The following is a 26,396-nucleotide window of genomic DNA, read 5'->3' on the forward strand; positions in this document are numbered from 1 at the left end:
TAAACTTATTCTCCTTTTTCTCCAAATGCCGTAACAGGTACATTTTCACTTTTTAAAAATTTCACTACCTCAGCAACAAACTGTTGATAATAAGGTATCGCTTGATCAAATAATGGAATTAAATTACTATCTTCTAGTTGGTCATACAAGAAAACAAATTGCTTTCTTACATCAATTGTTTGATTGATGTAATCTTGAGTTTGAGTAGAAATCACTTTTTCTAATGCTAAAATATCAATCACATCTTTATAATTACCTGGATCTCTTAAAATGAATCCATCAATAATCATGTTGCCAATATCTACAGAGGATTCAATTAGCATTTGGCCAATGCGTTCAAAAGCATATGTATTGGCTTTATTATCTTCATAGTCTTCTGTTAATTGCTGAATATAATTTAATTTTGTATTTAGCTGTTCTTTATTTACAAAGTACATTATCGTCACCTCTCAATAACTTAATCATATCATAACTTTGAAGTTAAATTCATTAGTGGTTATACTGAGAACTAAAGATTTCCACCAAAAATTAATTATTTTACGCTTAGTAAAAAAGGAAGAAGGTCGTTTTATGATAGATATGTATTTATACGATGATGATGAATCAGCACAGGTACAATTTGTTGGTTTTGTTGGTGAAGAGAGCAGATATGATTTAATGCTTGTACAAACGGATCGTCATTTTGGTAAAACTATAGTTTTAAATATGCAAACGAATAAATTTGGAATTATAGGCACTGATGATTTAGAAGAAGTAGGTTATGTGGCATACATACTTGGTGTGAATGAAAAAGAAGGTGATGAATTAAATGCCTTCTTGTCAGAGAAAATTCAATGATTTCAAGTAAAAAAAAGCTCAATCGCTAAGCGATTGAGCTTTTTACTTCTACAACTTTAATCTGATGCGGATAATATTGATTAATCTTCAGTATTTTGAATTGTTGGTTGAATCTTTACATCTTTCAACTTATCTTCTGGAGCTTCTTCAGTATGGCTTTGATCTTGGGCCTGATTTTTTTGTGCTTCAGTTGTCACATTTTTAACAATAAAATAGGGACAACCAAAATTACAATACTCTAGCAAATAATCTTGAATCGTCGAGAAACGTTTGCTTAATTCAGCTTTTTTATTAGTATCATTATAAAAACCTTTTAAACGTAACTGATCATATCCATAATCACCCACTACATAATCGTATTTGTCTAAAATATCAGAATAGCGACCAACAAATTGTTCTTCATCAAAACATTCTCTATATTCTTCTAGTAATTCAAAAAACTGATTATTTACTTTTATCATTTGTTTTCACCTTAATCTTATATTGGATCAATTATACTATATCCCACTTTGTTGATTAATCATAACACCTTAAATCTTACTCTCGATGGATTAATTATTCGTAACAAAAATGTTTAGCTTTTAATTGCTAATAATTTTTGAAATGTCACTGTTGCTTTATAAATTAAGCCCTATAACTATCTTTATAATTACTATAAAGACTTAGTCCACTATATGCAAAACATGCATACAAGTAAACTAAGTCTAAAATTAAAAACTTTATTTAATTATTGTTCAGCGTTTAGTTGAGCTTCACCTTGGCGTTGTTTTTCTTTAGCCGCTTCATTGACTTGTTCATCTGCGTGATATGAACTTCTTACTAATGGCCCAGCTTGACAATGTTTAAAGCCTTTGTCCATAGCAATTTTACGTAATTTACCAAACTCTAAAGGAGTATAGTATTTTTCAACTTTTAAATGTTTACGTGATGGTTGTAGATATTGACCAATAGTTAAAATATCGACATCATTAGCACGCAAATCATCCATTGTTTCGTAAATTTCTTCGTAAGTTTCACCTAAACCAACCATAAAGCTAGACTTAGTTGGGATTTCAGGTTGTAATTCTTTTGAACGTCGTAAGAATTCTAAAGTTCTGTCATAAGTAGCACGTGCACGAACTCTAGGTGTTAATCTACGAACTGTTTCTATATTATGGTTTAAAATGTCTGGTTTTGAAGCCATTAAAGTTTCTAAAGCTTCATAATCACCGCCCATGTCTGAGGGTAAAATTTCAATTGTTGTGTAAGGGTTACGAGCACGTACTTTACGTACTGTTTCGGCATAAACGTTTGAACCAGCATCTCTGAGATCGTCTCTTGCTACTGCTGTAATAACTACGTGTTTCAAGTTCATTAATTCTACTGATTCGGCAACTCTTTCTGGTTCGCCTAAATCTAATTCATTTGGTAGTCCAGTTTTAACGGCACAGAATCTACATGCACGTGTACAAACTGCACCTAAAATCATAAATGTTGCAGTTCGGCGTTCACCCCAACATTCGTGTATATTTGGACACTTTGCTTCTTCACAAACTGTATGTAAGTTCTTTTCACGCATCATTTTCTTGAGGCCAGTGTAATTTTCATTCGTGTTAAGCTTTATTTTTAACCAATCTGGTTTACGTAATATTTCTTCATTTTTAGTAGCCATAACAACGCTTACCCTCCTGTTTAAATATCTCTAACTATTATAACTAACTTTACGACAAATTAAAACGTAATTAAGTCATAAATTAATATTGTAATAATTTCTTCTTAAATATGTCTCTTAAAAAGTCTGGCATCAAGTACTCTATTTGTTGATCTTTTAACATCGGGAAATATCTACCAAATGTATACATATCAACTGTTCCTAATGTATACGTTTGATCGTCTTTGATTTCTTTTCCATCTATAAAGTAACGATTTTCGGATTCTATAAAGCCAATATTGTATAAGATATATCCACCAAAAATATTGCCTCTGAAACCTAAACCTTGTGCTTGTGCATTAATATATTCTTGCTTTTGACTTTTATCCACTACTTCTTTTAATAGCTTACCTGATAGTTTAATTCTAACTGCATTAATTGGATGAGGCAACATTTGATGAATATCATATTCTGTGACGATTTTGTCTTTAATTGCATTAACGATTAAACCAGCGTTAATTATCGTACAATCAGCCCCAGTAAAATATTGCAAACTTTCTGCTAATAAGTATGTCGTTTTACTAATATAGCTTGTTTCTCTAGGCAAAGTAATCGGTTTATCCGTAACGGCTTCATCCATTAACGCTCGACCTTCTTCTACAAAATGAGTTTTGGTTTCTGGTAATGATGCTAATGAATGAATAATAGCCTTTTTAGAAATTACTTTTTTATCTATGATATCTAAAGTTACCTCACCGACATAATTCCCATATTTACCTGCGGCTGCCATAAGTACACCATTATTTATTTCTCCATTTTCGAAATAATGATGCGTATGACTCCCTAAAATGACATCTATTTCCGGAATTTCTTGGCATAATTTTTCATCAAAAAAGACACCTACGTGGCTCATAATGATCAATACATCATATTGACCTTCATTCGCTGAAACCTCGTCTTTAATAGCTTCTAAAGGGTTTGTTACCACCCAGTCTAAAGCTCTATAAAATGGCGTAAATGGGGCCGTTGCTGCTACAAATAAAATACGAACACCATTTATCGATTTAATATGAGATGATGAAATATTATGAGGTAAATTTCCATGCTCATCAAAAACGTTGGCACATGTAACTTCAAAAGCAGCATTATTATACAGTTTATTTAGTGCCTCATGCGAGATAGTCATACCTTCGTTGTTACCTATTGTTACAATGTCACAATGTGCCTCATTTAATAAATCTACGTTTTTAGCCCCCATCGTTGCTTCAGTAACCGGTGCAGATAAATCAACATGGTCTCCAATATCTAAATAAAGAGAGGGATGAGTTAATTGTGGACGTACTTTAGCTAAATAAGCTGCAATTCTTGAATATTCGTGTAGATGACTATGTATATCATTTGTATGATAAATAGTTAATCGCATCTATATCCTCTCCTGATAACTTTCAATGTTATATATATTTATAATATAAATAATTCATTTTTATTAAATATTAAAACAAGCGTAATTGTTGTGGTGCTAATCCATCGTAATCTACACCTAATATTGTTTGATAAGTTTTTGCATTATTAGCTGCATGACCTCCAGAATTGTTGTTAAACACAACATAAACTTCACTTGCTTTTTGGTCTAGCACTTTTACTTTATTCGCTAAATGTGTTAGCTCTTCTTTACTATAATCATATAAATAACGCACGTCACGCCATTTTTCATCTGTCATATCTTGCTTGGTCCATCCATGAGTATTACGACCGTGATATCTCACAAAAGCTACACTATTAGTAATTCTGTTTACTAATGGTATTGAGCCTTGACCTACTTGGGGTTCATCACACACAGAATGAATAATATTTTGTCCTGTTAAGAAAGATAAAGTTTGTTCCTTAAAATGTTCCGAAAACCAAGACTGGTGCCGAAATTCAACACAAACAGGAAATTCTTTTAATTGTTCTCTTATATATCTAATATATGTAATATTTTGAGCAGTACAATCAAACCATGGCGGAAATTGAACTAACACCATCGCCAATTTATGTTCCTTTACTAATGGACCAAGCATGAGCTTAAATTGGTCGATTAATGATTGTCTACTATCTGCAAATGCTTTGTAATCGGCATGTAAAGTTAACGCTTGATGTATTTTAACTATGAATTTAAATTTCTCAGGTGTTTCTTTAATCCATTTTAAAATGTTTCTTTCTGGTTGAATTGCATAATACGATGCATCAAGTTCTACTATTGGGAAATGACTAGCATACGTTTTAAGTTTATCTGATTTTCGTTGCAGATCTTCATATATAGTATCATGGTCTCCCCAACCTGTGAGTCCAATATTTATCATTCATATCACCGATTTCATATTACCATACATATAATAATTCATTCACTTGATTAAGCTTAATAAAACCCTTTTCTTAACATGAAAGAAGCATCAACACATTTTAAACGAGTAGTTTTTTATATAACACTACATTTTGAAGTATTGTTGCTTTAACTTTTTAATTTTGTAACACGTTTGTCGATTGTGCAATGATTTGTTGTATTAATTCATCGACACTGACAGATTGAGCGAGTCTTGGACTTTGACCACTCCATAAGTGCGTCATATTTGCATCACCTTTTTGAACTGCAGCTTTACGTATACCATTGGTAAGCTGATTTTGTATAGGATAACTTGGAATAATATCATCATATTTACCCATTTCATGAATAAATTCATTATCTATGCCACGCGCCGGTTTCCCACTAAATACAGGCGTAACGACGGTATCAGTTTCTTTACTATTTAAAATAGCATTACGTAACACATTATTCGCACCACTCTCGAGAGTAGTTAAAAATGCCGTACCCATTTGTACTGCTTGCGCACCTAAAACCATACTAGCAACTAATCCTCTACCATCCATAATTCCACCGGCAGCAACTACAGGTATAGCTATGTTATCAACAATTTGAGGTACTAGTGACATTACCCCCACCAACGCGTTATCATTACTCGTATTTAAAAAGGAACCCCTATGGCCTCCTGCTTCACTACCTTGAGCAACAACAATATCCATGCCTGCTTCTTCATTTGCTTGAGCCTCGTCTACTGAAGTAGCAGTTCCTATTAAAGTTATATCGTGTGCTTTTAATTTAGATATCGTTTCTTTATTTGGAATGCCAAAAGTAAATGTAACAATAGATACTTTTTTCTCAATTATTATATCGATTGCACGATCAAATTGTTGTTGTTCGGTTATATTAACTACTGGTTCTTCTAAGTTGAAAGCTTTACGATAAGGTTTAAGCCATTCTTTCATATGTTCGACTAAACCATTATCAACTTCATTATTGCTCGGTACGAATAAATTAACTGCAAACGGCTTATTAGTTAGTTGATTTACTTCATCAATCTCATTTTCAAGCTTTTCGCCATCGAAATATCCAGCGCCTATCATACCTAAACCACCAGCATTACAAACTGCTGCGACCAATTCTGGCGTTGTACTTCCAGCCATACCTGCTTGAATGATTGGATAATCTATATTTAATTGCTTTGTAAGAGGAGATGATAATTGCATCTAAAACACTCCTTGATTAATGGTTTGTTATTATTGCTTTATATTCGAAGTTAATTTTTCTTCTTCTTCTTCGTCCATTTCATCTTCAATTTCCATGCCTAACATTTCTTCGATAAGATCCTCATGAGAAACAATACCATCAGTTCCACCATATTCATCTAGCACGATAGCTAAATGTTTACGTGTAACAGTCATTTTTCTTAAAACCCATTCAGCCTTATTGTGCTCATTTACGAATAATGGTACGGAAGTATAGTCGATAATCGATTTATCTTGCTCATGATTCCATGCCAATAAGTATTTAGAATGAAAAACCCCTACTATATTATCAATATCACCTTCATAGACAGGATAACGCGTATATGGATTAGACTTTACCGTTTCATATACTTCTTCATAACTTGTGTCATCTGAAAATGCAGTGACATTAATTCTTGGTGTCGTATTAACATCGTTGATTTTTAATTTCTCAAAATCAATAACACCTTGGATACGTTTGCTTTCCATTTCATTAAATGCGCCTTCACTTCCAGCAATAGTAACTAATTGACGTATTTCTTCTTTAGAATATTTTTGCTCATCTTCTTGATTTTTAGTTAGCGCATGATGAATGCTATCAGTTAAACCATTTAATATCATTGTTACTGGTTTAAAAATCATAGTAATCAGTTTTAGTGGTCCATAAACAAAACGAGCTAATTTGTTAGGTATTGAAGCTGCAATAGACTTTGGAATAACCTCACCTACTAAAATAACTATGATAATCGACACTATAATCGATCCAATAAGACTATAATGATATTTTATAGCAAAAACTGTTACGAACGTTAAAATCAACAAGTTAGCTATCGTATTACATACTAGAATTGTTGTAATAAAAACACTTGGCTTTTGTAAAAAATTAAGTAATTTTTCTGCTTTTTTATCTCCTTGTTGCGTTTCCTCACTTAGTTTTATTTTGTTTATAGCAGTTAATGCTGTTTCACTACTTGAAAAGAAAAATGAGGCTAACAATAATATGATTATCGATATAACCAAAAAGCATATCCCCTTCATTAAATATTATTTGCTGTTGCAATAATTATTCCCTGTGCTATTTTAAAAAAACAACTTTATTCATGAAATAAATCGATTTAAAAGCATATTTATAACCTTGCATTTGTATACCTAATAGTTTAACACGATAGTTTGTCATAATGTTACTTTTAACAACCTTACAATTATAAATTAATGATTCGTTTGTGCAATTAACTTTATAAAATTCCTAGATTTAACAATAAAAAAAGAGGCGCCCTAGGGACACCTCTCTATATAATCATTACACAATCGAATAAAATTACTAACCGATACTACCTTCCATTTCAAATTTAATTAGTCGGTTCATTTCTACAGCGTATTCCATTGGTAATTCTTTTGTAAATGGTTCAATGAAGCCCATAACAATCATTTCTGTCGCTTCTTCTTCTGAAATACCACGGCTCATTAGATAGAATAATTGTTCTTCAGAAACTTTAGAAACTTTCGCTTCGTGTTCTAATGAGATATTGTCGTTAAATACTTCATTGTAAGGAATAGTGTCAGAAGTTGATTCATTGTCTAAAATCAACGTATCACATTCAATATTTGAACGTGCACCTTTCGCTTTACGTCCGAAGTGAACAATACCACGATAAACAACTTTACCGCCGTCTTTAGAAATAGATTTAGATACAATTGTTGAAGACGTGTTTGGTGCTTTATGAATCATTTTCGCGCCAGCGTCTTGTACTTGTCCTTTACCAGCAAAAGCAATTGATAAAGTACTACCTTTGGCTCCTTCACCTAGAAGTACACAGTTAGGGTATTTCATTGTTAGTTTAGAACCTAAGTTTCCATCTACCCATTCCATATTACCATTTTCATAAACTAGTGTACGTTTAGTAACTAAGTTATAAACATTGTTAGCCCAGTTTTGAATTGTAGTATAACGAACATGAGCGTCTTTATGAACGATAATTTCAACGACTGCTGAGTGTAGTGAACTTGTTGTGTAAACTGGTGCAGTACAACCTTCTACATAGTTTACTGAAGCACCTTCATCAGCAATGATTAAAGTACGTTCGAATTGACCCATATTTTCAGAGTTGATACGGAAGTATGCTTGTAATGGTGTATCTAATTTAATGTTTTTAGGTACATAAATAAATGAACCACCAGACCATACAGCTGAGTTTAGTGCAGAGAATTTATTATCTGCTGCAGGTACTACAGATGCAAAGTATTCTTTGAATAATTCTTCATTTTCTCTTAATGCACTATCTGTATCTTTAAAGATAATACCTTTATCTTCAAGTTCTTTTTCCATATTATGATAAACAACTTCTGATTCATATTGAGCAGATACGCCTGCAAGATATTTTTGTTCTGCTTCTGGAATACCTAATTTATCAAAAGTACGTTTAATTTCTTCTGGAACTTCATCCCATGAGCGTTCAGCGTGTTCAGATGGTTTTACATAATACGTAATATCATCAAAATCTAATTCTGATAAATCTCCACCCCACTGTGGCATTGGCATTTTATAGAAATGCTTTAATGCTTTAAGTCTGAAATCAAGCATCCATTCTGGCTCTTCTTTCATATTAGAAATTTCTTTAACGATGTTTTCTGTTAAACCTCGTTCTGATCTAAAAATGGAAACATCTTCTTCGTGGAAACCATATTTGTAATCTCCAACATCAGGTGCTTTCTTAGCCATGTTAATCACTCCTTTTATATATTTAAAGCCTCATCCGTGCGAGTTATATCTATTAAGTTGGTAACAAGTTGCATCGTATCTTCATTAATGCCACTACCAAGCTACATTAAACATTAGCTAGTTTAATCACCTTAGATTATTCTTGTTGTTTATTCTAGTTTGAATGGCATATTACACTTTGTCAACGCATTACAATAATTAATCTTCTGCTTTACCTTCTTTTTCAACTGTACCTTTTTCTAATGCTTTCCATGCTAGCGTCGCACATTTAATACGCGCTGGGAATTGTGACACACCTTGTAGTGCTTCAATATCGCCCATATCTTCAGTGATTTCGTAATCTTCTCCAAGCATCATTTTCGTGAATTCTTGGCTCATTTCCATAGCCTCAGCTAAAGTATGACCTTTAATTGATTCTGTCATCATTGAAGCACTAGACATAGAAATTGAACAGCCTTCTCCATCGAATTTAGCGTCTTTAATAACATTATCTTCGATATCAAACGTTAAATTGATACGATCCCCACATGTTGGATTGTTCATATCTACAGTCATCGTACCATTATCTAATTTCCCTTTATTTCTAGGGTTTTTATAATGATCCATAATAACTGAACGATACAATTGATCTAAATTATTAAAATTCATATGAGAAAAACTCCTTCGTTTGCTTTAACGCTTCAACTAATTGGTCAATATCTTCAGTCGTATTGTAAATATAAAAACTAGCACGCGCAGTTGACGACTGATTTAACCACTTCATCAATGGTTGCGCACAATGATGACCTGCACGTACAGCCACGCCTTCGGTATCGACAGCTGTAGCTACATCGTGAGGGTGAATATCTTTAATATTAAAAGTAATTATACCTGCGCGACGATCTTTTGGCGGTCCATATATTTCAATACCATCGACAGTAGACATTTGTTCATAAGCATATTCTGTTAAATTTTTTTCATACTCATGAATCGCATCGAAACCTAAATCTTCGAGATATTTAATCGCTTCTCCAAGACCAATAGCTTGTGCAATTAATGGTGTACCCGCTTCAAATTTAGTTGGTAAATCCGCCCATGTTGCATCGTAATTACTTACAAAGTCAATCATGTCACCACCAAATTCAACAGGTTCCATTTCTTGTAGTAATTTTCGTTTACCATATAAAACGCCTATACCTGTTGGCCCAAGCATTTTATGGCCACTAAAACTATAAAAATCTACATCCAGGTCTTGCATATCTAAAGCAGAATGTGGTGCAGCTTGTGCGCCATCAACACTTATCACAGCACCATGTTCATGTGCTACCTCAGTTATTGCTTTTACATCGTTAATTGTACCTAACACGTTAGATACGTGAGCGATTGCCACAATTTTTGTATTATCATTGATTGTCGCTTTGATATCTTCTATATCCAATTCGCCTTCAGATGTCATTGGAATAAATTTAAGCTTAGCATTTTTACGTTTTGCTAACTGTTGCCAAGGGACGATGTTGGCATGATGTTCCATTTCGGTAACAACAATTTCCTCTCCTGGTTGTATATTAGCATCACCGTAGCTACGAGCTACCACATTAATTGATGAAGTAGTACCACGAGTGAAAATAATTTCTTCAAAATAACGTGCATTAATAAAACGCCTAACAGTTTCGCGTGCGCCTTCATATGCGTCAGTTGCCAATGAGCCTAATGTGTGCACGCCACGATGAACATTAGAATTATATTTTTTATAGTACTCGTCAAGTACGTTTAATACTTGTACAGGGGTTTGACTTGTCGCTGTAGTATCTAAATAAGCAAGACGCTTCCCATTAACTTGTTGGTTTAAAATAGGAAAGTCTTTAATAATTTCTTGTACATTTAATGATTCGGTCATATTACCCACAGACCTTTCTAAATTAAGAATCTCTGATTAGACCTTAGTTGAAGTTACTTTATTGTACTTCATACTTCTATATCAATCACTTTATCATAAGGTGACTGTGCTAAGGCTTATTACTTGTTTACTTTAAGTTCGATTACTTCACGTAACTGACGTTTAACATCTTCAATAGGTAATTCTCTTACAACAGGATCTAAGAAACCATGAATAACTAGTCGTTCAGCTTCTCTTTGTGAGATGCCACGGCTCATCAGATAATAAAGTTGTTCTGGGTCAACACGACCAACAGATGCAGCATGTCCTGCTTCAACATCATCTTCATCGATTAGTAAGATTGGATTGGCATCTCCACGTGCATTTTCAGACAACATTAAGACACGTGATTCTTGGTTAGCATTTGATTTCGTTCCACCATGCTTGATGTAGCCAATACCATTAAATACTGATGATGCACTTTCAAGCATAACACCATGTTTCAAAATGTAACCGTCTGTTTCTTTGCCGTATTGAACAATTTTAGATGTTAGGTTTACTTTCTGATCACCAGTTCCTACTACAACGGATTTCAATTCACTAGTAGAACGATCACCTACTAAGTTAGTGGTATTATCAATGATCTGACTACCTTCATTCATTAACCCTAACGCCCAGTTGATTGTAGCATCTGCATCTGCAGTACCTCTGCGAATAATATGTCCAGTAAATCCTTTATCTAAATAGTCAACTGACCCATAAGTAATATTTGAATTAGGTCCAGCAATTACTTCTGACACAATATTAAGTTGATTTCCTTCACCATTTGCATTTGAAAGATAGTTTTCAACGTAAGTTACTTCTGCGCTTTGCTCAGCAGCTATAATTACATGATTATAAAAACTAGTGTTCTCATCGTCATGTAATACTACATATTGAACAGGGTGTTCTACGACTACGTTTTTAGGAACATAAACGAACACGCCGCCATTCATTAATGCAGTGTGTAATGCAGTTATACGGTGTTCATCAACAGAAACCGCATCTTTCATATAATATTTTTGTACTAAGTCCGGGTGGTTAATTAAAGCTTCTGATAAGCCTTCTATAATTACGCCATCCTTTTTAGCTGATTGAGAAACACGTGTAAAAGCTAAAGAGTTATTGTGTTGAATAATCAAATTTTCTGATTTATCGACGTCAATAATTGCTTTTACTTCTTGAGGTAATGTATCTAAGTCATCGTATACGTTACCTGTTGTTTCAAGTTGTTTAAATGAGTCAAAATCCCATCTATTTATTTTAGTTTTGTCTGGTTTTGGCATTTCTAAAGTTTCTGTTAATTTTAACGCTTCTCTACGTAATTCCGTCATCCAAGAAGGTTCATTATGGGCTTGTGAATATTCAACAAGTTGCGCTTCAGAAATGTTTAAAGTTTCAGTCGTCATACTATTTTCCTCCCATTAAGATGATTAATTGTTGCCTTTATTTGGATAAACCAGCTATTCATTAGCTCATTCATACAAATTAATATGAGTTGAGACTTATTCTGTAGCACCGAACTCTTCTTTAACCCATTCGTAACCCTCTTCTTCTAAACGTTTAGCTAATTCAGGTCCGCCTGATTTCACAACCTTACCACCATACATAACGTGTACTTTATCTGGTGTAATGTAGTTTAATAGACGTTGATAGTGAGTAATGATTAATGAACCAAACTCATCTCCACGCATTTCATTAATACCTTTAGAAACAACTTTCAACGCATCGATATCTAAACCAGAGTCGATTTCGTCTAGGATTGCAAATTTAGGTTCTAACATTAATAATTGAAGTATTTCGTTACGCTTTTTCTCCCCGCCAGAGAAACCTTCGTTTAAATAACGTTGAGCCATATCTTGCTCAATATCTAACAAATCCATTTCTTTATCTAATTGTTTAATAAATTGCATTAAGTTGATTTCTTGTCCTTCTTCTCGTTTAGCATTAATAGCAGAACGCATGAAGTCAGCATTAGTAACACCTGTAATTTCTGAAGGATATTGCATAGCTAAGAACAAACCAGCTTTTGCACGTTCGTCAACTTCAAGTTCTAAAATGTTCACGCCGTCTAAAATAACTTCACCTTTAGTTACTTCAAAACTTGGATGGCCCATAATTGCAGATGATAATGTTGATTTACCAGTACCATTTGGTCCCATGATGGCATGAATCTCACCAGTATTAATTGTTAAATTAACACCTTTTAAAATTTCTTTATCTTCAATAGACACATGTAGGTCTTTGATCTCTAATGTTGATGGCATACATATTCCCTCCGTAATAAATAATATGTTTTCCTTACTAGTTTATAATAATTTTAATCTACAGTCAAAAAACTGCAAACGCATTACATCATCTAATTATAACGTACTTACTAGCTAATATAAACCTTTCGACGTAGTATTTTATAATAATTATTATAATACAACGATTTTTATTAAGCCTTACTTTACTGAAAGTAACTGATAATGTTTTTACACCTGTTCTCAATGACTATACTTTATATTTTTTCTATCTTTCACGTATGAAAATCAAATAACAAGAGTCACTTTATATTTCTTATTCAATTTCAATTTTCGATTTTTTCCTAGCTTAAATTATTATAAAACACTCCCAATTTCACAAATAAGGGAGTGTTTACGACTTTGTTATTTAGATGGTACTACTGCACCATCATATTTTTTGTTAATGTACTCTTTAATTTTCTTAGAGTGCAGTACTTCCATTAAAGCTTTCACTTTCTTATCATCTTTATGCCCATCTTTAACCGCAATTAAGTTAGCGTATGGATTATCTTCAGCTTTTTCTAAAGCAACTGAATCTTCACGCGGATTTAATTTTTGGTCTATAGCAAAGTTAGAGTTGATAATTACGGCATCTGCTTTTTGGTTTTGATAAATCTTAGGTAAATATTCAGCTGATTGCTTATTGTTGAATTTAATATCTTTTTTATTTTCTACGATATCACTAAATTTTGCGTCTTCAATTTTAACGCCTTTTTTAACTTTTACTAAACCGGCATCTTGGAAGAATTTGATAAAACGTCCTTCTTCAGCTGGGTTGTTTGATACGTAAACTGTTGCACCTTTAGGTAAATCTTTTAAACTCTTATATTTTTTAGAATATACAGCCATTGGTTCCAAATGAACATCACCTGCTGATTCAATTTTATAATGTTTATCTTTTTTCTCAGTATTTAAATATGGTGTGTGTTGGAAATAGTTAGCATCAATTTCGCCTTTATCTAACAATTTATTAGGCGTCGTGTAATCATTAATGGTTTTGATTTGTAAATCGTAACCTTTATCTTTTAATAACGGCTTAGCTTTTTCTAAAATTTCAGCATGTGGTGAAGGTGAAGCCCCTACTGTTATTTTTTTGTCGTCTCCGCCTTTGCCACAGGCGGCTAAAACAACTGCTAATAGTGAAACTAATACTAAACTTAAAATTTTTTTCATGTTAAGTCCCCTTTCATTTTATCTTTTATCAATTTTATTTGTAGCCCAATCACCAATGTATTGGATAATAAATACTATAATTAAAATTAAGATTGTCGAAACTAAGATGACATCATTTTGGTTACGTGTGAATCCTGTCAAGTATGCTAGGTTTCCTAAACCACCAGCACCTATAACACCTGCTATTGCAGTAGAACCAACTAAAGCAATTGCAGTAACTGTAATACCTGAAACTAGAGCAGGCATTGCTTCTGGTAGTAATACCTTTCTTACAATGGTCCAAGTGTTAGCACCCATAGACCATGACGCTTCAATAACTCCTTTATCAATTTCTTTAAATGCTATTTCTACTAATCTAGCATAGAAAGGTGCGGAGCCTATAATTAGTGCTGGCAGTGCACCGGTCGGACCACTTATCGTACCTAAAACTATGCTTGTGAACGGAATCAATAACAAAATCAAGATAATAAATGGAATAGCTCTAAATAGATTCACAACAAATGATACTATTGAATAAAAAACATGCGCGACCTTAGATTTGCTTCTTGCAGTTAGAAACAATAATACACCTAATATAATACCGAAAACAAAGGCGAAAATTGTCGAAATCACCGTCATATAAAGTGTTTCATATGTTGCTTGCCAAACTTCAGGCCATTGGATATTTGGCATGGTTACCATTTCTTGCAAAATTTCTCCAAATGACTTACCCATGTTTTAACACCTCCACTGACACTTGTTGAGACTCTAAGTTATCTTTGAAAGCGTCGAATTGTTCATTACCAATATTAGGTAAGTGTAATACTAGAAATCCAATTGACCCATTTTTACTATTTTTAATATTGGCTTCTAAAATATTCACATCAATGTTATGTGTCTTAGTTATATATGAAACTATTGGCTCAGTCGTGTTATTGCCAACAAAATTCAATCTAACTATGTAGTCACCTGGTTTCAAAGCATCCAAATCTTCGATAGACTCATCAAAGTCATCATTCAAATCGTCTTTTACAAAGCGTTTTGTTACTTGGTGTTTAGGATGTTCAAATACATCATTAACAGTACCTTGCTCAATCACTCGACCGCTTTCCATCACTGCAACCTCATCACAAATCCGGCGTATGACATGCATTTCGTGAGTGATTATTACAATAGTTATATTGCTTTGTTCTTTTATTTTTAACAAAAGATCAAGAATTTCGTCTGTCGTTTGAGGGTCTAATGCACTTGTTGCCTCATCACAAAGTAACACTGTTGGTTCGTTTGCAAGGGCTCGCGCAATACCAACACGTTGCTTTTGTCCTCCAGACAGCTGTGAAGGATACGCATTTTCTCTTCCTTGTAAACCTACAAGTTCAATAAGTTCTAACGCTCTTTCCTTAGCTTGCTGCCGCGATACACCAGCAATTTCTAACGGGAACGTAATATTATTTAATACAGTCCTAGACCATAATAAATTGAAGTGTTGAAATATCATGCTTACTTTTTGGCGCTTTTGACGTAATGCCGACTTAGACAACTGTCCAATGTTGTCTCCATCAATAATGACATCACCTGACGTAGGTTGTTCTAAATTGTTTAAAAGTCTCACTAAAGTACTTTTTCCAGCTCCTGAAAAACCAATCACGCCAAAAATTGAGCCAGTTTCTATGTTTAAATCAACATGATCGACAGCAAGGACTTCTTGCTTTTTCGTCTTATAACGTTTGACGATTTGATTTAACTCAATCATTGTGATTGCCTCCTTGTATTGCTCAATAAACTAAAAAATGCTTCCCCTATCTTATCCAGAATAGAGAAAGCAATATATACCCTCTCTCATCTTTTAAAGTTGGTTAAACTTTATGTGAATTGGCACCATTTCTATTAATTAGACGGTTGCCGGGCTTCATAGGGCACATCCCTCCACCTCTCTCGATAAGAGTTACATGATTTAATTATTTTTTATCCTACCATTACACTAATGATTCGTCAATTATTATTTTAAATTTTCTAACAAATAAGGAACAGACTGAAATGCATATAGTCTTTTTTGTTCAGTACTTTTAGACATGACCATCAAAACAGGTACAGATTGTATTTCATGTTGCTGACTAAAATCAGGATGCAAATTCAAGTCAAGTTTAGTTATTGGTAATTTTAAAATGTCATTTGCTATATCTAGCATTCTTTCAGAAACCTTACACGTCCCACATGTAGGCGTATAACCAAATATTAAATGTTTTTCCTCATTGAAATGTTCTTCTACATTTGCTCGTTCTTCTCTTGTTACGTTCATGTTATCAAACTTACCCTTTCAGCTATATTATCTAATTGTTCTTTATCTATTTGCTCTTCATCTTTAACTAAAAATCCATTTTTCTCAAGCAGTCTAGATAAATAATGTTTTGGACAGCGTGCTACTTCACAGTATTGTTTATCTACACGAATATGTTTACTTTCGCTTAAATACCTTTTAAACCAACCCCGAATTTTCTCGCCCTCATCGTCTGAGTCTACAAGGATAAATACTTGTTCATCATAAAGTGTTTCTAGCATATTATCAATTTTATCAATACTCATCGTACCATTAGTACAAATGATTTGTACTGGTTCATCAATCACTTTTTTCACTTGTACTTTATCGGTTTTACCTTCGACAACAATTACTTTATTTAATATGGTCATGATATCCACCTTCTTAAAGTCGATTGTCTATATTCTATTATACTATTCCACGGTTTATTAATTCATTAAACATTTATGTTTATCAAGTGACTAAAACTATATTTAATTAACTATTCTCTATCTAATAGATAATAAAAACTCCAAGATATAAATATCATGGAGTTAATCATTTTAATTATTCACCTATCATTTCTGAATATTGCTCAGCAGATAATAAGTTGTCTAATTGACTTTCGTCAGTAATTTCTATTTTAACCATCCATGCTTTTTCGTATGGAGATTCATTAACAAATTCAGGGCTATCTTCTAATTCTTCATTAGATTCCAAGACTTTGCCTGAAAGAGGTGCATATAGTTCTGATACAGTTTTAACAGATTCAACACTACCAAAAGTATCTCCTTCATTAATTTCATCGTTTACTTCAGGTAATTCAACAAAAACGATATCTCCTAGTTCGTTTTGTGCGTATTCAGTAATACCAATTGTTGCTGTATTATCTTCAATTTTAACCCATTCATGATCCTTAGAATATTTTAACTCACTCGGTACTGCCACAAGTATCCCCTCCTATATGATTTTACACTTTTATGATGCCATATGACTAAGCATAAAGGCAACTGTTTATAGTAATAAATAAAACAATAAATGACATGTAGCATTAACATATGATGGCTTAAGTTAAGCAATATGTTTCGCTATATCTCTTTATTACAACCAAGTTTCTTTATAAACATCCTCATTAAAACCAACTGTAGCCTTATCTCCAGATATAGCTAATGGGCGTTTAACAAGCATGCCGTTTTGAGCTAATAAATCTAATTTATCATTGTCTGACATTGCGTTCAACTTATCTTTCAACCCTAACTCGCGATATTTAGCCCCATGCGTATTAAATAACTTGTTGACCTCTAAGCCAGTACGCTCAATAATTTCTTTGAATTCACTTTTGGTTGGTGTATGTTGGACGATATCAATTGGTTCATAGCTTACACCATATGCTTGTAAAAATTTAGCTGCTTTTTTACAAGTCGTACAATTAGGATATTGGTAAAATTTGATCATATTTCTGTACCTCCTATACATTATTATCACTAATATAGCAGAATTATATAAAAAACGCTCTAACTTTTAAGCTTAAAGTTTTTAATTCGTTATAATTATTCGTTATAATATGAGTTAATAAACTAAAAAGGGAGCGTTACTATGCAATCTATTAAATCTAATGAAGATTTCAACGCTACAATAAATAGCGACAATCCAGTAATTGTTAAATTCGAAGCAGGCTGGTGTCCTGATTGTAAGGCAATGGATATGTGGATTGACCCAATCCAAGAAAAATACAATGATTATAATTGGTATACAGTTAATAGAGATGAGCTTGAAGATGTAGCTGCTAACAATGATGTTATGGGCATACCAAGTTTATTAGTTTTTAAAAACGGAGAAAAATTAGCTCATCTACATTCTGCAAATGCTAAATCTCCTGAACAAGTTGAGTCATTCTTAGCTGAAACATTTGAATAATCAATAAACTTTATTAAAGACTTTGTAAAAAAGGTTTTAGAGTATCTATATCTAAACAAATAACCCTCAAGTGATGCTTAAAGCAAAAATCATTTGAGGGTTACTTTTATAAACAACATGACCTTTGTATAATTGTCATAGATTTTCACTACAAAACAAGACATTTTCTCTGGCTTTATAATAAAAATAAAATTATGCGAAAGTGTATCTTGTAAAAATTTTATGTTGCTCTATTATAACTCTTGCTTTAATTTAATATCATTATAGTATTATTTTGCCATATTAATTAAATGTGATTTTAAATTTTTTCTATTTGTTTCCAATGAATAAGGGTCGTTATACCAATAATTCTCTGCTTTAACATGAATTACATTACCCTGTTTTACTGAGGGTATATTTTTCCAGACATTAGTTTTTTCAAATTCTGGAGACGACTTACCCTCGCTCATTGTAATAATGTAATCTCCAGCATACTTGGGCATAGCTTCTAATGATAAAGCCTTGTATCCGTCTTTACCGACTGCTTTTTCCAAAGCTTCAGGCATTCTTAAATTAAAAGATTGATATAATATTTCTCCGCCTCTTCCCCAACTTTTGCCAAAAGCATAATATTCTTTATCAAAGTCATCGAAAATTGAGACTGACGCCTTGTTACCAATATGCTCGTGAATTTCTTTCGCGTCTTTAGAAGTTTGTTGTTTCCAGTCATTAACCCACTTTTGAGCTTGCTTTTCTTTTCCTAATAATTTACCTAATTGAATTTGTGTTTCTAAATAATTTCTTTTACCGTATTTCATTGGAATAGTAGTGGTTATTTTATTAAATTTTTTTAAATTTTTATCATCTGTATCTGCAATAATGAGGTCTGGCTTTAACTTAGTTATCTTTTCAACATTTTCTGGATCAATTTTCTTTACCTTGCTAAATTTTCCCTTTAATATATCGCTCTGTTCCACATCTTTATTAACGCCCACTATATGGCCACCTAAATATTTTACACCTCCCGCATATGTATCAGCTATAACAACTATACGCTTAGGTTGTTTTGGAACTTTAATTTTTTTACCAGAATCTAAAACGTATTGTTTTTGCGATTTAGATGATTCATTTTTCGCACTATTACTACATGCTGTAAGTACAAATACTAACGATAGAACTGATAATATTAACTTTTTCATATTATACCTCTTCCTTTAATTGATATTCATTATCAATTATAAAGGTTTTTATTATTTTTACAAAACAAATTTATAATATTAAATGCTTCAAATTAATTTTGTTAAACTTTAACTAAGCTAACAATACTTAGAATTAATAATCAATTTCATTATTTTTTAACTGTCCAATTATTTAAACTACAAATTAAATCATGTTATTAAAAAATCTTCACTTAAGTTGTTAGCGCAAAGTTTATGCATAAAACTAAGTTATAGCGTCTAACTATAGAAACAAAAAACCCACTAGAGATAAACTAGTGGATTTTTGAAAGCTACTTATTATAAAACTCCTTCATTTAAAGGTAGTTTATTTGCAATTAGTTAAATGACGTAAGATTAGAATTCAGTAATGATATTATGCATGTGACGTCGCGCATGTGGCATATCATCTTGCATATCTGTTAAATATAAAAAGCCTACTAAACTTTCGTCATCTTCTACACCTAATGCTTTTCTAACTTGTGGCATAAAAATATATGGAGGTGTTTTCCAGCATGTACCAATATGCGCTTCATGAAGTAATAACATTAAGTTTTGTGCAAAAGTACCAAATGCCAAATAGTTCTCCAAATTTTCTTTTTGTCTTGGGTCATCTTTAACGATTAACGCTAGCATGCCACCTAATTTGGTTACTGTATTATAATGATCTTGCTGTTTATCCCGTTGGTGAGGAAATGCCTTATCTGAGATAGCTTTACTCATGTCACCTAATCTGTTTTTAGCGATATGCACAACGCGCCAAGGCTCTCTTAATCCATGGTTTGGAGCATCTGATGACTGTTTTATAGCTTGATACAATGCTTCATCATCGATAAACATGTCTCTCTTAAAAATTTTGCTACTTCTTCTATTAGCGATTGCATCTTGTAGTTCCATTCTATATCGCCCTTTCGTTAATGATAACTATTTTCAATTATAAGATACAATCGTGCTATTTTCAAATTACTCGTATAATTTTAACTGTTCTCTTAAAACGCTAACATGTATTTGGCCAGGTGCCTTAGGTGTATCAATACAGCCATATGAAACTGTCCCCCCAAAGACCCCTTGTGCCGTTCTAGTTACTAAACCTAATTTCGACATCGCAATGCCTATCACTCGAGGATTAACTGAATCTGCAGAATAAGACATTGCCGTTAACAAATTCGTTACATCTTGTTTATTTTTAGGCATTACTGCAACCTTAATATAATCCGGCTTTAATGACTGCATTTTATAATATAGATGCTTTAAATCATCTAAATGCGGTGTTTTTTCAAAATCATGATAAGATAGTATGACTTCTATATCTTTATTTTGAGCCGCTGTAATTAAGGTAGTCAGCTGTTCTTTATCTGTAGATTTATTAAATTCAATGTCTATTAAGTCGTAATTTTTAGCTTCAATTAAAGTGTTGAGCATTGTATAATAAGTTTCTCCATTTAACCCACCACAGCCCCCTTGACTGTTTGTTCGATAAGTAATTAATAACTTCTTTTTCAAATCTTTTAGTTGATGCTGAATTGCTTCAATCGTTTTTAGATCAATTACATCCCACTGATCAATTCTTAATTCAAATAAATCTATATCATCCTTAAATTTTTTTAAATTGTTGAGCGTCTCTTCATCTAATTTATTTTCTGGTGCTATAGTTACAGCAATATCTACATGTGTCACGATTTTCACCTTCTAAATTAATAGTATAATAAGCCATATTTTAGCCTAATTCATCCATTAATTACAACAAACGCCATCGCTTCATTAAAAAAATTAATAATAATCGGATTATATAGTCATGATTTAATCTTTAAACTTTGGGGTACACATTATATATAATAGAAATGAGGAGGAATTATAATGGCAGTTAAATATGAAACTAAAGCTACAAATACAGGTGGACGTAATGGTCACGTTCAAACTGATGATAAAGCAATAGACGTTGCAGTCATCCCTCCAGATCAAGCAGATGCAGATAAAGGTACAAATCCTGAACAATTATTCGCGGCTGGTTATGCTTCATGCTTCAACGGTGCTTTTGACTTAATTTTAAAACAAAATAAAGTACGTGGCGCTGAGCCTGAAGTTACTTTAACAGTTAGACTTGAAGATGATCCAGATGCTGAAAGTCCGAAACTAAGCGTTGATATCGATGCAAAAGTTAAAGACGTATTATCACAAGCTGACGCTGAAAAATATTTGCAAGATGCACATGATTTTTGCCCATATTCAAAAGCAACTCGTGGCAATATCGATGTGAATTTAAATGTTGAAGTAGTAAGCTAATAATTTAAATATAAACTGAATACTACTTTTAAAAACTATAAAAGGCATAATTGCCTTTTATAGTTTTTTTGTTTTTAAAGTTTGTTTTTCAATTATAATCACAAAAAAACACACTAGTTGACAGATTAATTTAAATTAAATATATTTCGTCAAATATTATTAAGTTTAATGTATATAAAAGATTGCTATTGAATAATTTATCCTTTATTATAAAAATAATATTAAGTAAAAATCGTTTAACCCCTACTATAATACCTGTTTAAAGGAGGGTTACCATGACCCATTTTCGTATTTTAACTAATAACGATTTAATAACGTATCAACAATTATTGTTAAATATATTAAATAAAAGTGATGATGTGTTTACATGGGGGATTTATGACTATGAAATAGCATCAGAAGATAATTTAACACACAATTTATCTCAAGATAATAATAATTGCACTATCATCGGTGCATTTATAGATGGTCAACTAATTGGTGCAACGACCTTATACAATATTAAGATTCATGGATTAGCCCATAAAATATTTTTAGAAAATATGGGAATTATTGCTAATGATAATGATACTCGAAAAGAAATTGCCACAGCATTATTAAATCAAGTGTTTCAGTATTGCCAAAAACAAGATATAGAAATTTTATTAGCTTCTGTTGCCTCTAATAACATCACTGCAAAAGTATTCTTCAGTGATTTAGATTTCGAAGTATTAGCATTAGAACAACACGCACGAAAGTATAATAGCCATTATGTAGATCAACATTGGTTGGTTTATCATATAAAAGAAATCCCTTCTTAACATAAATATAATCAATGATGTTACATAATTTCATCCTTTCATCCTAAACGTCAATGCGTGATTTATTAAAAAGTATTTTACATCTTCTAGTTAAATATGACTATTTAACTTGCAATAAAAATTGCAAAAACATATTATTTTACTATGTGCAACAATGTTAAAAATAATTAATGTATTAAGAGAGGGTGTTTAGATTGAACCATTTGAGTACTTTATTATCGCTATTTTTGTCTTTGATTACGTTAGCTGTTCCTCTTGTTGTGATTATCAACGTATTAGGCGGTAATATGACACTAATCGTTGGTTTACTATTCGTTGCTGGCGTACTTATTTTTAATATTTCTGCCCTAATAAATGGCGATAAAATTGCTAATACTTTTGCTATAGTCGTTACATTATTGTCTATCATTATTATTTTATATCCCTTTTGAAAACCAATCATATAATAAATACATAAGAAATTTATTATAGTTAATCATAAACATTAACGAAATTTTATTGTTTATGATTAACTATTTTTTTGCATATACAATCATGAAAAAAATTAAGAATTATGTGAATATTAATATCAAAATTTTAATGAAAGCGCTATAATAACAAAATAAGGGGGGAGAACTTATGTATTTAGCAATATTAGGCTTTATGATGATTGCAGTATTTATGATATTAATTATGACACGGAAAATGTCTGCATTAATTGCTTTAATAGTGATTCCAACAATATTTGCTTTAATCGGAGGTTTTTATGCCGGCATTGGCAAATTTATGTTAGACGGTATTGGTACTGTAGCACCTACTGGTATTATGTTGACGTTTGCGATTCTCTACTTCGGTGTAATGATTGACGCAGGGTTATTTGAACCTGTTATCAAACTAATTGTCAAAGTAGTCAAAGGTGATCCAGTAAAAATAGCTATAGGAACAGTACTTTTAGCTTCGATGGTCGCATTGGATGGAGACGGAACAACGACTTTTATTATCACGGTGACTGCTATGATGCCACTTTATAAAAAAATAGGGATGAGTTATTACATACTATCGACGCTCGCGTTGCTATCCATAGGTGTTATGAATATGTTGCCATGGGGAGGCCCAACAGCCCGTGCTATTTCTTCTTTACATTTACAAACTGAAGATGTTTTTATCCCTATTATTCCAGCTATGATTGCAGGTATCATTTTTGCCTTAGCTGTTGCAGTTATATTAGGAAATCGTTCTAAAAAATATATACACTCTGCAACGGATATCGATACCAATGACTTGCAGATGGTTGATTCTAAAGAAGAGTCATTATTAAAACGTCCAAAAATGATTATTCCTAATGCAATATTAACTATTTCTTTAATTGTATGTTTATTAATAGAATTACTACCTATTCCAATCTTATTTATGGTTTGGTTCGGCGTAGCTTTGTTATTAAATTATCCAAATTTAAGCATCCAGAATTCAGTAGTAAAAAAACACGCTGGAGACGTATTAGCCGTAATAAGTTTAGTTTTTGCATCTGGTATTTTTACAGGTATTATGGATGGTACAAAAATGGTAGACGAAATGGCACACACGTTAGTGCAAATTATACCTGAGGCTTTAGGTAGTCACTTTGCTGTAATAACGGCTATATTAAGCGGTCCATTTACTTACTTTATGGCAAATGATCCATTTTATTATGGTGTATTACCAATACTTGCTGAATCTGCGCATCAATTCGGTATTTCGAAAGTCGCAATGGCAAGAGCTTCAGTGTTAGGTCAACCGTTACACGTTTTAAGTCCACTTTACGCAGCCGGTTATCTTTTAGTTGGTATGTTAGATATCGAATACGGACGCAATCAACGTATCGTAATCAAATGGGCTATAGGCTCAAGTTTATTCATGATATTTATAGCATTAATATTAGGCATCATTCCTTGGTAAATATTAAGTAAAAAATCACAAAAATAATATTTTAATTGAAGTGGTTAAGATATTTGAGAATATAAAACACTAGCCTATTTATATCTTTTATTATTACACTCCGAATCTATCAAATCACCTCAACGACAATATTACATAACCTTTTCTATTATTAAACCTTTTACTGATTAAAATTGTAAAAATAAAAAAATCGACAAAGTTTTATAACTTTGTCGATTTTATATATTGTTCAACCTTTTTTAATACCTTTCTTAAACCGATTAACATAAACTGCTAAACATCAATGGTCAGTATACTGTAGTTGAATAACAAGTATTTTTTCATTAATTTGTATATATTTTCGTTTTATTTTAATTGTACATGGGTAAAAGTTAAAGTCGGATTTACAATATTAAGGAGTGTATTAATTATGAATCAAACTTATGATTGCAATTTTGTCAATCCTATTGCGATTTCACTTGATTGGGAATGCTTCATTATTAGTAAAAGTGAAATGCTATTAGATGGTTTGCCAAGTGAATTGATTAATACTTGGTTAGATCAAGACATTATTGAACCGTTCTCAGTGAGAAACAATGAAATTAACTTTAAAACTAAAGACGTATGGCATGCATTAATTGAACATAATTGGTATTATGATTAATTTTATTTATAGTTAACTCGATATAAACTAAGCGCTCTATTGGCAGACTCTAACATCTCATGATCTAAGTAATGATTATGAAAATATTTACGCAATGTTGAATGACACGTTTCATTTTTGGGAAAATCTTTATCGCTTCGCACGTTGTGTGCCAAGTTGCCAAGTGGTGTATCATCTTCTATAAAAGTTATTACAAAATCATAAAATGTCATTAGCATCTACCCCAATTTTATTTATTTTATTAGCGCTTACATTCTCAATGAGACAACCTTTATTTAATCATATCAAATTTAAAATTTTTGTCTATATCTATACCTTACTGATTTTGTAATAATTAGGAAACAAATGTAGATATGACAACGTTCATAGGTTTACGTAAACTTTATTAAAAATTTTTAAATATTGTATTAATAAAAAACATGGCAACTTTTAATATAAAGTCGCCATGTTTTTTCTATTTTTAAACTAATACATTACCATTTTCATCTGCTGGTTTAAATAACGTAATAATAGCACCAATAATAGCTAAAATATGTGGAATTGCAGTCCAACAAAATACTAAAAATATTAAACCAACTACTGGTTTACCTGCATAAAATTTATGGACACCAAAGCTACCTAAAAAGACAGCTAAAACGATATATAAAACTTTATTCACTTCATTCATAATTTATCACCTCCGTAATTATGATTAAAAATAAGATATATTTATATTTTATATGGATTTATCATAAATTGCTAATAACTTAATAATAAAATTAGTTATATTTATCATTAAATGTTTATTTTCTCTCTATGATAGTATATATTACTCAATATTTATATTAGTTACTTAGAAAAGTTAAATATCTTCACTTCAAATCATAATAATAATTTTTAGTAAATAATGTAACTAAAAAGTTAATTCATTTACCTATTGAATACGTATAATAAATGATAAGATGAATACAATAAACATTCGATTATAATTTATTTTTAGGTCCTCCAACCCATTAAATTTAAATTATTTCTTAAGGGAGGTTATATTTATGAGCTTACATTTCGCTATTGTATTTTGGCTATCATTTATCTTTTTAATTGCAGGTATTATTACCTTTATACTGTATAAACTAAAAAAGCCTTCAGAGGGTAAAGATTCTTTGCTCGGAGTAACAGTAATGTTACTTATCTTTGGTATAGTAGGTATTTTATTCAGCCTTATATTCAGTTAATAACATCTAATTCTTATTTTTAATATATTTTAGA

The 26,396-nt window shown here is 31.9% G+C and carries 32 protein-coding genes and 1 riboswitch; of the genes, 7 read left to right on the top strand and 25 right to left on the bottom strand.

Annotated elements, in window-relative coordinates; all coding sequences use genetic code 11:
• Nucleotides 1-5 precede the first annotated feature (5 nt).
• Complete coding sequence (locus tag ISP02_RS08885; RefSeq protein ID WP_195721212.1) at nucleotides 6-437, bottom strand: DUF86 domain-containing protein; 432 nt, start codon at nucleotides 435-437, stop codon at nucleotides 6-8.
• A gap of 133 nt (nucleotides 438-570) precedes the next feature.
• On the opposite strand from ISP02_RS08885, the gene ISP02_RS08890 reads away from it, so the two are divergent.
• Nucleotides 571-837, top strand: coding sequence for a DUF3055 domain-containing protein (locus tag ISP02_RS08890; protein WP_195721213.1), 267 nt, complete (start codon nucleotides 571-573; stop codon nucleotides 835-837).
• Between the two features lie 80 nt (nucleotides 838-917).
• Here the strand turns inward: ISP02_RS08890 and ISP02_RS08895 are convergent, their stop codons facing one another.
• From ISP02_RS08895 to ISP02_RS08980, 18 genes are all read right to left on the bottom strand, one after another.
• A complete protein-coding gene (locus ISP02_RS08895) occupies nucleotides 918-1,298 on the bottom strand; it encodes a YutD family protein (protein ID WP_195721214.1) in 381 nt (126 codons plus the stop codon).
• A gap of 266 nt (nucleotides 1,299-1,564) precedes the next feature.
• The gene (lipA, locus tag ISP02_RS08900; protein ID WP_195721215.1) at nucleotides 1,565-2,488 is read right to left on the bottom strand and encodes a lipoyl synthase; all 924 of its coding nucleotides are present in this window, start codon (nucleotides 2,486-2,488) and stop codon (nucleotides 1,565-1,567) included.
• Nucleotides 2,489-2,570: 82 nt separating this feature from the next.
• Nucleotides 2,571-3,890, bottom strand: a complete 1,320-nt coding sequence (locus ISP02_RS08905) for a bifunctional metallophosphatase/5'-nucleotidase (protein ID WP_195721216.1) — start codon at nucleotides 3,888-3,890, stop codon at nucleotides 2,571-2,573.
• 70 nt (nucleotides 3,891-3,960) lie between these two features.
• Complete coding sequence (locus ISP02_RS08910; RefSeq protein WP_195721217.1) at nucleotides 3,961-4,809, bottom strand: DUF72 domain-containing protein; 849 nt, start codon at nucleotides 4,807-4,809, stop codon at nucleotides 3,961-3,963.
• A 157-nt stretch (nucleotides 4,810-4,966) separates the two neighbouring features.
• The gene (locus tag ISP02_RS08915; RefSeq protein WP_195721218.1) at nucleotides 4,967-6,031 is read right to left on the bottom strand and encodes an NAD(P)H-dependent flavin oxidoreductase; all 1,065 of its coding nucleotides are present in this window, start codon (nucleotides 6,029-6,031) and stop codon (nucleotides 4,967-4,969) included.
• A 30-nt stretch (nucleotides 6,032-6,061) separates the two neighbouring features.
• A complete protein-coding gene (locus ISP02_RS08920) occupies nucleotides 6,062-7,069 on the bottom strand; it encodes a hemolysin family protein (protein ID WP_195721219.1) in 1,008 nt (335 codons plus the stop codon).
• A 301-nt stretch (nucleotides 7,070-7,370) separates the two neighbouring features.
• Nucleotides 7,371-8,768: a Fe-S cluster assembly protein SufB gene (sufB, locus tag ISP02_RS08925; protein WP_195721220.1), complete on the bottom strand. Its 1,398-nt coding sequence runs from the start codon at nucleotides 8,766-8,768 to the stop codon at nucleotides 7,371-7,373.
• Nucleotides 8,769-8,966: 198 nt separating this feature from the next.
• The gene (gene sufU, locus ISP02_RS08930; RefSeq protein WP_195721221.1) at nucleotides 8,967-9,416 is read right to left on the bottom strand and encodes a Fe-S cluster assembly sulfur transfer protein SufU; all 450 of its coding nucleotides are present in this window, start codon (nucleotides 9,414-9,416) and stop codon (nucleotides 8,967-8,969) included.
• Nucleotides 9,406-10,644 (bottom strand): cysteine desulfurase, encoded by a 1,239-nt coding sequence (locus ISP02_RS08935; protein WP_195721222.1) that lies wholly within the window; start codon nucleotides 10,642-10,644, stop codon nucleotides 9,406-9,408. The genes sufU and ISP02_RS08935 overlap by 11 nt, the downstream gene beginning before the upstream one ends.
• Nucleotides 10,645-10,763: 119 nt before the next feature.
• Entirely contained in the window at nucleotides 10,764-12,071 is a 1,308-nt protein-coding gene (sufD, locus tag ISP02_RS08940; RefSeq protein ID WP_195721223.1) for a Fe-S cluster assembly protein SufD, read from the bottom strand.
• A gap of 96 nt (nucleotides 12,072-12,167) precedes the next feature.
• Entirely contained in the window at nucleotides 12,168-12,929 is a 762-nt protein-coding gene (gene sufC, locus ISP02_RS08945) for a Fe-S cluster assembly ATPase SufC (RefSeq protein WP_195721224.1), read from the bottom strand.
• Between the two features lie 384 nt (nucleotides 12,930-13,313).
• The gene (locus ISP02_RS08950; RefSeq protein ID WP_195721225.1) at nucleotides 13,314-14,123 is read right to left on the bottom strand and encodes a MetQ/NlpA family ABC transporter substrate-binding protein; all 810 of its coding nucleotides are present in this window, start codon (nucleotides 14,121-14,123) and stop codon (nucleotides 13,314-13,316) included.
• 18 nt (nucleotides 14,124-14,141) lie between these two features.
• Nucleotides 14,142-14,837, bottom strand: a complete 696-nt coding sequence (locus ISP02_RS08955; protein ID WP_195721226.1) for a methionine ABC transporter permease — start codon at nucleotides 14,835-14,837, stop codon at nucleotides 14,142-14,144.
• The gene (locus tag ISP02_RS08960; RefSeq protein ID WP_195721227.1) at nucleotides 14,830-15,855 is read right to left on the bottom strand and encodes a methionine ABC transporter ATP-binding protein; all 1,026 of its coding nucleotides are present in this window, start codon (nucleotides 15,853-15,855) and stop codon (nucleotides 14,830-14,832) included. Before ISP02_RS08960 ends, ISP02_RS08955 begins: the two co-directional genes overlap by 8 nt.
• A gap of 83 nt (nucleotides 15,856-15,938) precedes the next feature.
• Nucleotides 15,939-16,047, bottom strand: a riboswitch (SAM riboswitch).
• Nucleotides 16,048-16,101: 54 nt separating this feature from the next.
• Nucleotides 16,102-16,401 carry a thioredoxin family protein gene (locus tag ISP02_RS08965; RefSeq protein ID WP_195721228.1) on the bottom strand — a complete coding sequence of 100 codons (300 nt, stop codon included), beginning with the start codon at nucleotides 16,399-16,401 and terminating at the stop codon, nucleotides 16,102-16,104.
• Nucleotides 16,398-16,790, bottom strand: coding sequence for a toprim domain-containing protein (locus ISP02_RS08970; RefSeq protein WP_195721229.1), 393 nt, complete (start codon nucleotides 16,788-16,790; stop codon nucleotides 16,398-16,400). Before ISP02_RS08970 ends, ISP02_RS08965 begins: the two co-directional genes overlap by 4 nt.
• Nucleotides 16,791-16,965: 175 nt before the next feature.
• Nucleotides 16,966-17,346 (bottom strand): glycine cleavage system protein GcvH, encoded by a 381-nt coding sequence (gene gcvH, locus ISP02_RS08975; RefSeq protein WP_195721230.1) that lies wholly within the window; start codon nucleotides 17,344-17,346, stop codon nucleotides 16,966-16,968.
• A 153-nt stretch (nucleotides 17,347-17,499) separates the two neighbouring features.
• The gene (locus ISP02_RS08980; RefSeq protein ID WP_195721231.1) at nucleotides 17,500-17,853 is read right to left on the bottom strand and encodes an arsenate reductase family protein; all 354 of its coding nucleotides are present in this window, start codon (nucleotides 17,851-17,853) and stop codon (nucleotides 17,500-17,502) included.
• 141 nt (nucleotides 17,854-17,994) lie between these two features.
• On the opposite strand from ISP02_RS08980, the gene ISP02_RS08985 reads away from it, so the two are divergent.
• Nucleotides 17,995-18,315 carry a thioredoxin family protein gene (locus tag ISP02_RS08985; protein ID WP_195721232.1) on the top strand — a complete coding sequence of 107 codons (321 nt, stop codon included), beginning with the start codon at nucleotides 17,995-17,997 and terminating at the stop codon, nucleotides 18,313-18,315.
• Nucleotides 18,316-18,584: 269 nt separating this feature from the next.
• Here the strand turns inward: ISP02_RS08985 and ISP02_RS08990 are convergent, their stop codons facing one another.
• The 3 genes from ISP02_RS08990 to aroD all read right to left on the bottom strand — a co-directional run bounded on the left by ISP02_RS08990 (nucleotide 18,585) and on the right by aroD (nucleotide 21,188).
• Entirely contained in the window at nucleotides 18,585-19,493 is a 909-nt protein-coding gene (locus tag ISP02_RS08990; RefSeq protein WP_195721233.1) for an ABC transporter substrate-binding protein, read from the bottom strand.
• A 375-nt stretch (nucleotides 19,494-19,868) separates the two neighbouring features.
• Entirely contained in the window at nucleotides 19,869-20,408 is a 540-nt protein-coding gene (locus tag ISP02_RS08995) for a nitroreductase family protein (protein ID WP_195721234.1), read from the bottom strand.
• A gap of 66 nt (nucleotides 20,409-20,474) precedes the next feature.
• Nucleotides 20,475-21,188 (bottom strand): type I 3-dehydroquinate dehydratase, encoded by a 714-nt coding sequence (aroD, locus tag ISP02_RS09000; RefSeq protein WP_195721235.1) that lies wholly within the window; start codon nucleotides 21,186-21,188, stop codon nucleotides 20,475-20,477.
• Nucleotides 21,189-21,368: 180 nt separating this feature from the next.
• Between aroD and ISP02_RS09005 the strand changes: the two genes are divergently transcribed.
• Together ISP02_RS09005 and ISP02_RS09010 are read left to right on the top strand one after the other, a co-directional pair.
• Nucleotides 21,369-21,794 (top strand): organic hydroperoxide resistance protein, encoded by a 426-nt coding sequence (locus ISP02_RS09005; protein WP_195721236.1) that lies wholly within the window; start codon nucleotides 21,369-21,371, stop codon nucleotides 21,792-21,794.
• Nucleotides 21,795-22,069: 275 nt separating this feature from the next.
• The gene (locus ISP02_RS09010; protein ID WP_195721237.1) at nucleotides 22,070-22,594 is read left to right on the top strand and encodes a GNAT family N-acetyltransferase; all 525 of its coding nucleotides are present in this window, start codon (nucleotides 22,070-22,072) and stop codon (nucleotides 22,592-22,594) included.
• A gap of 175 nt (nucleotides 22,595-22,769) precedes the next feature.
• On the opposite strand, the gene ISP02_RS09015 is transcribed toward ISP02_RS09010, so the two are convergent.
• Nucleotides 22,770-23,003 (bottom strand): hypothetical protein, encoded by a 234-nt coding sequence (locus ISP02_RS09015; RefSeq protein WP_195721238.1) that lies wholly within the window; start codon nucleotides 23,001-23,003, stop codon nucleotides 22,770-22,772.
• 209 nt (nucleotides 23,004-23,212) lie between these two features.
• Here ISP02_RS09015 and ISP02_RS09020 point away from each other — a divergent pair, with 209 nt between their 5' ends.
• Complete coding sequence (locus ISP02_RS09020) at nucleotides 23,213-24,508, top strand: CitMHS family transporter (RefSeq protein ID WP_195721239.1); 1,296 nt, start codon at nucleotides 23,213-23,215, stop codon at nucleotides 24,506-24,508.
• Between the two features lie 409 nt (nucleotides 24,509-24,917).
• Nucleotides 24,918-25,151 carry a hypothetical protein gene (locus ISP02_RS09025; RefSeq protein WP_195721240.1) on the top strand — a complete coding sequence of 78 codons (234 nt, stop codon included), beginning with the start codon at nucleotides 24,918-24,920 and terminating at the stop codon, nucleotides 25,149-25,151.
• A 2-nt stretch (nucleotides 25,152-25,153) separates the two neighbouring features.
• Here ISP02_RS09025 and ISP02_RS09030 read toward each other — a convergent pair whose 3' ends face one another.
• A complete protein-coding gene (locus tag ISP02_RS09030; RefSeq protein ID WP_195721241.1) occupies nucleotides 25,154-25,363 on the bottom strand; it encodes a YozE family protein in 210 nt (69 codons plus the stop codon).
• A gap of 248 nt (nucleotides 25,364-25,611) precedes the next feature.
• Nucleotides 25,612-25,818: a TM2 domain-containing protein gene (locus tag ISP02_RS09035; RefSeq protein WP_195721242.1), complete on the bottom strand. Its 207-nt coding sequence runs from the start codon at nucleotides 25,816-25,818 to the stop codon at nucleotides 25,612-25,614.
• A gap of 361 nt (nucleotides 25,819-26,179) precedes the next feature.
• On the opposite strand from ISP02_RS09035, the gene tsaT reads away from it, so the two are divergent.
• The gene (tsaT, locus tag ISP02_RS09040; protein ID WP_195721243.1) at nucleotides 26,180-26,362 is read left to right on the top strand and encodes a type II toxin-antitoxin system toxin TsaT; all 183 of its coding nucleotides are present in this window, start codon (nucleotides 26,180-26,182) and stop codon (nucleotides 26,360-26,362) included.
• Nucleotides 26,363-26,396: the final 34 nt, after the last annotated feature.

It is taken from the genome of Staphylococcus durrellii, assembly GCF_015594545.1.
In the GTDB taxonomy this organism is placed as follows: Bacteria; Bacillota; Bacilli; order Staphylococcales; family Staphylococcaceae; genus Staphylococcus; species Staphylococcus durrellii.

What these genes read in the sequence shown, in the direction of transcription:
- ISP02_RS08950 (WP_195721225.1), bottom strand. Translation starts at nt 14,123, where the DNA reads ATGAAAAAAATTTTAAGTTTAGTATTAGTTTCACTATTAGCAGTTGTT.
- ISP02_RS09015 (WP_195721238.1), bottom strand. Translation starts at nt 23,003, where the DNA reads ATGATAGACAATAATGTAACGACTATAGCAAAAGTATTAGCAATTTTA.
- ISP02_RS08995 (WP_195721234.1), bottom strand. Translation starts at nt 20,408, where the DNA reads ATGGAACTACAAGATGCAATCGCTAATAGAAGAAGTAGCAAAATTTTT.
- ISP02_RS08935 (WP_195721222.1), bottom strand. Translation starts at nt 10,644, where the DNA reads ATGACCGAATCATTAAATGTACAAGAAATTATTAAAGACTTTCCTATT.
- sufB (WP_195721220.1), bottom strand. Translation starts at nt 8,768, where the DNA reads ATGGCTAAGAAAGCACCTGATGTTGGAGATTACAAATATGGTTTCCAC.
- ISP02_RS08965 (WP_195721228.1), bottom strand. Translation starts at nt 16,401, where the DNA reads ATGAACGTAACAAGAGAAGAACGAGCAAATGTAGAAGAACATTTCAAT.
- ISP02_RS09030 (WP_195721241.1), bottom strand. Translation starts at nt 25,363, where the DNA reads ATGACATTTTATGATTTTGTAATAACTTTTATAGAAGATGATACACCA.
- ISP02_RS08885 (WP_195721212.1), bottom strand. Translation starts at nt 437, where the DNA reads ATGTACTTTGTAAATAAAGAACAGCTAAATACAAAATTAAATTATATT.
- ISP02_RS08910 (WP_195721217.1), bottom strand. Translation starts at nt 4,809, where the DNA reads ATGATAAATATTGGACTCACAGGTTGGGGAGACCATGATACTATATAT.
- ISP02_RS08905 (WP_195721216.1), bottom strand. Translation starts at nt 3,890, where the DNA reads ATGCGATTAACTATTTATCATACAAATGATATACATAGTCATCTACAC.
- ISP02_RS08990 (WP_195721233.1), bottom strand. Translation starts at nt 19,493, where the DNA reads ATGAAAAAGTTAATATTATCAGTTCTATCGTTAGTATTTGTACTTACA.
- ISP02_RS09005 (WP_195721236.1), top strand. Translation starts at nt 21,369, where the DNA reads ATGGCAGTTAAATATGAAACTAAAGCTACAAATACAGGTGGACGTAAT.
- ISP02_RS08915 (WP_195721218.1), bottom strand. Translation starts at nt 6,031, where the DNA reads ATGCAATTATCATCTCCTCTTACAAAGCAATTAAATATAGATTATCCA.
- ISP02_RS09020 (WP_195721239.1), top strand. Translation starts at nt 23,213, where the DNA reads ATGTATTTAGCAATATTAGGCTTTATGATGATTGCAGTATTTATGATA.
- tsaT (WP_195721243.1), top strand. Translation starts at nt 26,180, where the DNA reads ATGAGCTTACATTTCGCTATTGTATTTTGGCTATCATTTATCTTTTTA.
- ISP02_RS08955 (WP_195721226.1), bottom strand. Translation starts at nt 14,837, where the DNA reads ATGGGTAAGTCATTTGGAGAAATTTTGCAAGAAATGGTAACCATGCCA.
- sufD (WP_195721223.1), bottom strand. Translation starts at nt 12,071, where the DNA reads ATGACGACTGAAACTTTAAACATTTCTGAAGCGCAACTTGTTGAATAT.
- sufC (WP_195721224.1), bottom strand. Translation starts at nt 12,929, where the DNA reads ATGCCATCAACATTAGAGATCAAAGACCTACATGTGTCTATTGAAGAT.
- ISP02_RS09010 (WP_195721237.1), top strand. Translation starts at nt 22,070, where the DNA reads ATGACCCATTTTCGTATTTTAACTAATAACGATTTAATAACGTATCAA.
- ISP02_RS09035 (WP_195721242.1), bottom strand. Translation starts at nt 25,818, where the DNA reads ATGAATGAAGTGAATAAAGTTTTATATATCGTTTTAGCTGTCTTTTTA.
- ISP02_RS08895 (WP_195721214.1), bottom strand. Translation starts at nt 1,298, where the DNA reads ATGATAAAAGTAAATAATCAGTTTTTTGAATTACTAGAAGAATATAGA.
- ISP02_RS08970 (WP_195721229.1), bottom strand. Translation starts at nt 16,790, where the DNA reads ATGACCATATTAAATAAAGTAATTGTTGTCGAAGGTAAAACCGATAAA.
- ISP02_RS08890 (WP_195721213.1), top strand. Translation starts at nt 571, where the DNA reads ATGATAGATATGTATTTATACGATGATGATGAATCAGCACAGGTACAA.
- ISP02_RS08985 (WP_195721232.1), top strand. Translation starts at nt 17,995, where the DNA reads ATGCAATCTATTAAATCTAATGAAGATTTCAACGCTACAATAAATAGC.
- ISP02_RS09025 (WP_195721240.1), top strand. Translation starts at nt 24,918, where the DNA reads ATGAATCAAACTTATGATTGCAATTTTGTCAATCCTATTGCGATTTCA.
- lipA (WP_195721215.1), bottom strand. Translation starts at nt 2,488, where the DNA reads ATGGCTACTAAAAATGAAGAAATATTACGTAAACCAGATTGGTTAAAA.
- sufU (WP_195721221.1), bottom strand. Translation starts at nt 9,416, where the DNA reads ATGAATTTTAATAATTTAGATCAATTGTATCGTTCAGTTATTATGGAT.
- ISP02_RS08980 (WP_195721231.1), bottom strand. Translation starts at nt 17,853, where the DNA reads ATGATCAAATTTTACCAATATCCTAATTGTACGACTTGTAAAAAAGCA.
- ISP02_RS08960 (WP_195721227.1), bottom strand. Translation starts at nt 15,855, where the DNA reads ATGATTGAGTTAAATCAAATCGTCAAACGTTATAAGACGAAAAAGCAA.